Consider the following 5,757-nt stretch of genomic DNA (forward strand, 5'->3'; position numbering starts at 1 on the left):
GCGGCGGCGGTTCTGATTCGTCGAAGCGTGACGACTACAGCGGCGAGGTCAAGTTCGAGAAGTTTGATACTTCCGCCGGGAACTATGAACCTGCAACCCGTGAGCATCCCGCGAAGAATGTTCCGAAACCGATTAAGCCGGATAACTTGAATGAGAAATCGGTGGAGAGCTTCTACCAGAATATTGCCTTTATTGTTGCTGGTATGCAGTATCTCTATATGACGGCAGACGGTAGTGCTCTTAAGGAGAGCAATATTAAAGGCAAAGAACAACTCTCAAAGCTTGAGGAACAGATAAAGTCTTCTGGGGTACCAGATAAGTCTTGGTTCGAGGACTTCACTGTCAAAGCTTTTCTTGATACTCCGCAGCCCAAGGTTGAAGGCGACAACTATACCTGGGAAGGAAAGGTATCGGCGAATCTGGGCAGCTTTACCGTTCAAAATGGTCAGGTGACGGATATTCCCGAGAAATCGCGGCATCAGGAAGTGCCTCAAACCTTTAAAGGCACCTATAAAGATGGTAAATGGGAAATTGACCTTGGTATGAGCAGTTCCGCATCCTCAGGTGCCAGCGGTGGAGCGTCCACCGGTTCCGGCAGCGGCGGAGGATTCGGGTTCTAAACTTCTTTCAAGCTGAACCGCATCGGACGTAAATATGGGACAAGCCCGCAGAAACACGTGCGTTTCTGCGGGCTTAATCTATGTCTGCGGGGCTTGTTGCTGGGCAGGAGTGTCATAATTACCTGTACTGCGGCTCTACTCCGGGATAATAGAGGATGCGCCCCTCAGGTAACATCACTCCCCGAACGAAAATACCGGTAACGACGCCGTATTTTCCGCCTCTATGAGAAAGGTACCCGCCCATGACTTCCTCGTTCATATCCCGCAGAGCCGCCCTCGGCGTGCTAGGTGCCGGTTCCGCGCTCGCCTTCGCCGGATGCGCCGCCCGCGTGCAGCCGCTCTCGGCGGACGCATCCACGAGCTACCGTGCCGACTATTCGGGTGAGATCACGTTCAACAGCTACGACACCTCCGCAGGAGAATACGTGCGCGCAACCCGTACCCAACGTGCGAAGAACGTGCCCAAACCGGTGAAAACCGCCATGATGACCGAGAAAAGTTCCGCCGGGCTCTACTCCCTATTTGGATTTCTTGGGGCAGCCTTCACCTACGGAATTATGACCAACGATTTCTCCCCCTTCAAAGAAATTACCTTTGTGGGAGGAATAAACGGAGCCGAAGCCTTTGAGGAAAGCAGCGTGAAAGAGCTTGAAAATATGTGGTTTGAAGACCCTAAAATGACGTTTACACTCAAAGACCCGACTCCCAGCCAGAACGGCGACGTCTACACATGGGCGGCAACGACCACATTCTCAACAGGTAATTTTGTAGTGTATGAGGGCACTGCGATAGACATTCCCAGCGAGGCAAAGAAAGACGTTCACGACGGAGAGTTTAAGGCACGATATAACAACGGACGCTGGTTGCTGATCGATATTCCCACCAATACTGACTTGTCTTCTAGCTTTGGCTCAGCGGGCAATCTGAGTGCCTAATTCCAGGGATAGTACTGGCCGGGAGTATCCGGGATAATAGTGTTAGAACAATAGTCGCCATCGATGAAAGGTCTTTCTCATGACACAGCCGTTTGTATCCCGCAGAACTGCCCTAGGCGTGCTGGGCGCAGGTTCCGCGCTCGCTTTTGTCGGATGCGCATCCAACGCCGGCAGCGTGAAACCGCTCCCGACGGATGCTACGGCAAGCTATCGCAGCGATTTCAGCGGCGAAGCGAAGATCGACGAATACGATACCTCGGCGGGGGAGTACCGTAAGGCGACCCGCACCGAACGCGCGAAGAACGTGCCCAAACCCATCAAACCTAAGAACGCCGACGAAAACTCGGTGGCAGGGCTGTATTCCAGTATCGCGTTCTATACTGCGGCGACCCAGTACATGATGGAGAGCGGTGACGACAGCCTGATCGAGCAGACCGCGCTGAATGATACAGATAAAAGCTCCGTTAAGTCGTCCTCGTACCAGTTTTCAACGATCTGGTTTGAAGACCCCAAGGTGACAGCCAACCTCACCACACCGAAGCCCAAGGAATCCGGCGGGGAATACACCTGGCCTTCCCGATTCACCATAGGGTTGGGCAGCTTTATCGCCACCTCAGGAAGGGATGCTGATGTTCCCTCAAGCTCCCGCAGCACCACGCTCGACGTCGATATAACAGGGAAGTATGAAAACGGGCACTGGGTTATTGGCGGGTTCGCCGCAGCCTTCCGCAGCCAGGTAGGTTCAAGCTCTAGCAGCAGCAGTGGATCGAGTATCTAGCCCTCTGCTCTGAGGTTTTGCGGAACGTGGTGAGGTGCAGTAGAGCGTACTATCTCATCCCGGCGACGGCGCTTTCACGCATAGGCACCGTCGCCTACACCATTGTGGTGACCTGGTATATCAGCCAGAACGCCGGTCAGCAGATGGTTGGGGTGATGAATGCGTTGAGCGGTGCGGGCATATTCCTCGCCAGCATTCTTGGATTTGTTGTCATTGACAGGTTCAAGAAAAAATCCCTGCTGATTTTCTACGATATTTTTAATAGCCTCTGCTGCCTGTGCGCTCTTATTCTTTTATTGTCAGCACGCGGAGAATTTATCGTTTATATACTGATTATTCTTTCGGCTCTCATGTCTTTAGCCGCGACCGCATACAGCCCCACAAGCCGCGCTATTATTCCTGAGATTCTTGGACATCGAGAATTTGAAAAAATACAATAGCACCTATTCGATGGTGGGGGAGCTATCCCGTGCTGTGATCCCCCTCGTGGGAACCATGATTCTCATGCAGAATTTTGCGAATGCTCTGGAGCTTTCAATTATTGTCAATCTGGTGTCATTTATTCTGTCTTTGGTGCTCACTTTTATGGTGCCCGCTGGGTCTGTCGCTACCCAACGCTCGGAGGGGTCCGAAGTATTCCAAAAAACGCATATACTTCACGATTTAAGGGTTGGACTAGTATATATAGCCTCTAGTGTATATTTTAGACGTGAACTTTTCTTCGCCGCACTCCTCAATATGTGGGGTGCCTCAACCCTTTTCCTGCTTCTGGGGCGAATTGCTTACTTGGGGTTAGGGCAAGAGGTTTACGGTCTTGGTATGTTTATGGGAACTATGGGTGCCGTGGCTGCATCTTTTATGCTCAACCGCATACCTGCGCTGAGGCGGTGGGCGCATCCGCATATATTGCTGTCGGTTATTGGGGGTGCGTATATGTTGGCACTTATACCCGGAATTGTCAGCGTTATTACTGCACAAAGTATAGTGAGTGGAATTATTGTTATCTACACTATTGGTCTTTTCTCGGATTTGCAGAAGAAGAGCGACGCTGAGCATATTGGAAAAGTAATGTCTGTCTTTAGTTTAGCGGCAGCGCTTTTTACATCGCTGGGAAATTTGCTCTTCTCACATCTAAGTGCGTGGGTAGATACCGGAGCATATGCGTTCGTATGTGCCGCGTCCTTAGCCCTTACAACGGCGGTACTTTGGGCAATACGGCATCTTTTAACCCGCGCGAGCAGATAGCAATTCGCTATCTGCTCGCGTTATTGGGAGCTGGCAGGCGGTTACCAGATACGCACGCGATCCTCAGGCGCTAGGTACAGTTTGCTGTCCTCAGGAACATCGAACGCATCATAAAACTCGTCGATATTGCGCACCACGCCGTTCACCCGGAACTCGTCGGGGGAGTGCGGATCCACCGAAATCATCATCTCCGCATGCTGCGGGCGCGACTTAGTGCGCCATCCCTGCGCGGTAGACCAGAAGAGACGCTGCGCGGCCGTCATGCCATCAATAACCGGCGCATCCGCCAGCGAAGTGATGCCCTGCTCGGCAAGCGCAATCTCATAGGCCCTCAATGCAATCGACAGACCCGACAGGTCGCCGATATTCTCGCCCAGCGTCAGCTCACCATTCACCTGGAACTTCTGCGGGTCAAGGTTCGCCGGGGTATAGGCGTTATACTGCTGCACCAGCGCGCTCGTGCGCTTGGTAAACTCGGCGAAATCCTCCTCGGTCCACCAGTTATTCAGCGCACCGTCGCCGTCATAAAGCGCACCCTTATCGTCAAACCCGTGGCCGATCTCGTGACCGATTACCATGCCGATACCGCCGTAGTTCGCTGCATCGTCAGCCTCAGGATCGAAGAATGGCGGGCGCAGAATAGCCGCGGGGAACACAATCTCGTTAGCGGGCGGCATATAGTAGGCGTTCACGGTCTGCGGAGACATCAGCCATTCGTTCTTATCAACCGGGTCGCCAGCGCGATCGATCATGAAATCGCTGTTAAAGGCGGCGGTGCGGCGCAGGTTCTCGAACAGGTCACCGGGCACCAGGGTCAGTTTCGAGTAGTCGCGCCACTCATCCGGGTAGCCAATCTTCGTGACAAACTTCGAGAGCTTTTCCAGCGCCTTCTCGCGGGTGGCTTCGGTCATCCAATCCAGGTTCGTGATGGAGCGGCGGTATGCTTCCAGCAGGTTATTGACCAGCTTGAGCATTTTCTCCTTATGCTCCGGCGGGAAATGCACCGCCACATATTCCTTACCGAGTTCCTGATCGAGCGCGTTCTCCACAGCCGCAACGCCGCGTTTCCAACGTTCGCGCAGCTCTTCGGTGCCCGAGAGGGTGCGACCGTAGAAATTGAAGTTTTCCTGTACAAACGCATCCGGCAGGTAGGGTGCGCGGGAACGGATAGCGCACCACAGAGCCCAGAGTTTCCAGGTCATCAGCGGGGTGGACTGCCACATGTTCGCCACGCCCTCCAGGAAAGAAGGCTGAGAAACAATGACCGTGCCCAACTCTTTGGGGTCTGCCCCCAGCGCAAGAAGCCACTGCTGGAGCGGGAAACCGGGGAACTTCTCGTCAAGTTCGGTGGCTTTGACGGGGTTATATTTCGCCTCTGCATCACGGTTTTTCACGACATCCCAATGATGTGCGGCGATCTCGGTCTCGTGCGAGAAAATAAGCTGTGCCGCCTCCATAGGGGTCAGGTTGAAGCTCTCGGCAAGACCGGTCAGCTCGAACATGGTGGCGATATGTTCAATATACGCGGCGCACACCTGTTCGTATTTCTCTTCGCGGTAGTATGCCTCATCGGGCAGACCCAACCCGGCCTGGGTGAGGTAAAAGACGTAATGTTCGGGGTCTTTCTGGTCGATGCTGGTGTACCACCCGAGAAGCTGCGCCAGCCCAGCCCGTGAGAGGAGCGCCAGAGTGACGGCGAGCTGGTCGCTTGTGGCGGCGTTGAGAATCGGGGCAACCTCACGCATGAGCGGTTCCAACCCGTCGGACTCGATCTTTTCGGTATCCATAAAAGAGTTGTAGAGCGCGCCGATGCGGGATTCAGGCTGTTCCTTGGCGATACGCTCAACAATCTCACGCACATGCTTTTCGGCATCATCGCGCAGAGTGTACAGCCCGCCGTCTTTGGAACGGTCGGCGGGAATTTCATAGGTATCGAGCCAGCGGCCGTTCACGTGGCGGAAGAAATCATCGCCCGGTTTAACCGTATTATCGACCCATTCGGTCGTAATTCCAGAGTTCTTTGCATTATCCATGACCCCATTCTAGGGGCTTTGAGGCGCGAGAACCTTGAAGATAACACCTCTTCGGCATATTCCCTCAGGGGCGTAATTCGGTGAACGCTGGCACCCTTTGCCCCTTAAAGGCAACCGCGAGCAGGTAGGATTTTGCCGATAAGGTA

At 53.8% G+C, this 5,757-nt stretch carries 6 protein-coding genes; 5 read left to right on the plus strand and 1 reads right to left on the minus strand.

All coding sequences use genetic code 11. The features are described 5' to 3' along the window. From HMPREF3016_RS02985 to HMPREF3016_RS03000, 5 genes are all read left to right on the plus strand, one after another. Window positions 1-620: DUF6318 family protein (locus tag HMPREF3016_RS02985; RefSeq protein WP_070740082.1), on the plus strand; the 620-nt coding region annotated here is incomplete at its 5' end. A gap of 242 nt (window positions 621-862) precedes the next feature. After that, window positions 863-1,555, plus strand: coding sequence for a DUF6318 family protein (locus tag HMPREF3016_RS02990; protein ID WP_070740084.1), 693 nt, complete (start codon window positions 863-865; stop codon window positions 1,553-1,555). A 79-nt stretch (window positions 1,556-1,634) separates the two neighbouring features. Then, on the plus strand, window positions 1,635-2,333 hold the full coding sequence (locus tag HMPREF3016_RS02995; RefSeq protein ID WP_070740085.1) for a DUF6318 family protein: 699 nt from the start codon (window positions 1,635-1,637) through the stop codon (window positions 2,331-2,333). Window positions 2,334-2,362: 29 nt separating this feature from the next. Beyond that, entirely contained in the window at window positions 2,363-2,773 is a 411-nt protein-coding gene (locus tag HMPREF3016_RS11265; RefSeq protein ID WP_246828441.1) for an MFS transporter, read from the plus strand. Between the two features lie 10 nt (window positions 2,774-2,783). Continuing rightward, window positions 2,784-3,578: an MFS transporter gene (locus HMPREF3016_RS03000; protein ID WP_246828442.1), complete on the plus strand. Its 795-nt coding sequence runs from the start codon at window positions 2,784-2,786 to the stop codon at window positions 3,576-3,578. 41 nt (window positions 3,579-3,619) lie between these two features. On the opposite strand, the gene HMPREF3016_RS03005 is transcribed toward HMPREF3016_RS03000, so the two are convergent. Then, window positions 3,620-5,611 carry a M13 family metallopeptidase gene (locus HMPREF3016_RS03005; RefSeq protein WP_070740087.1) on the minus strand — a complete coding sequence of 664 codons (1,992 nt, stop codon included), beginning with the start codon at window positions 5,609-5,611 and terminating at the stop codon, window positions 3,620-3,622. Between the last annotated feature and the right edge of the window lie 146 nt (window positions 5,612-5,757).

It is taken from the genome of Rothia sp. HMSC065D02 (assembly GCF_001815285.1).
In the GTDB taxonomy this organism is placed as follows: domain Bacteria; phylum Actinomycetota; class Actinomycetes; order Actinomycetales; family Micrococcaceae; genus Rothia; species Rothia dentocariosa.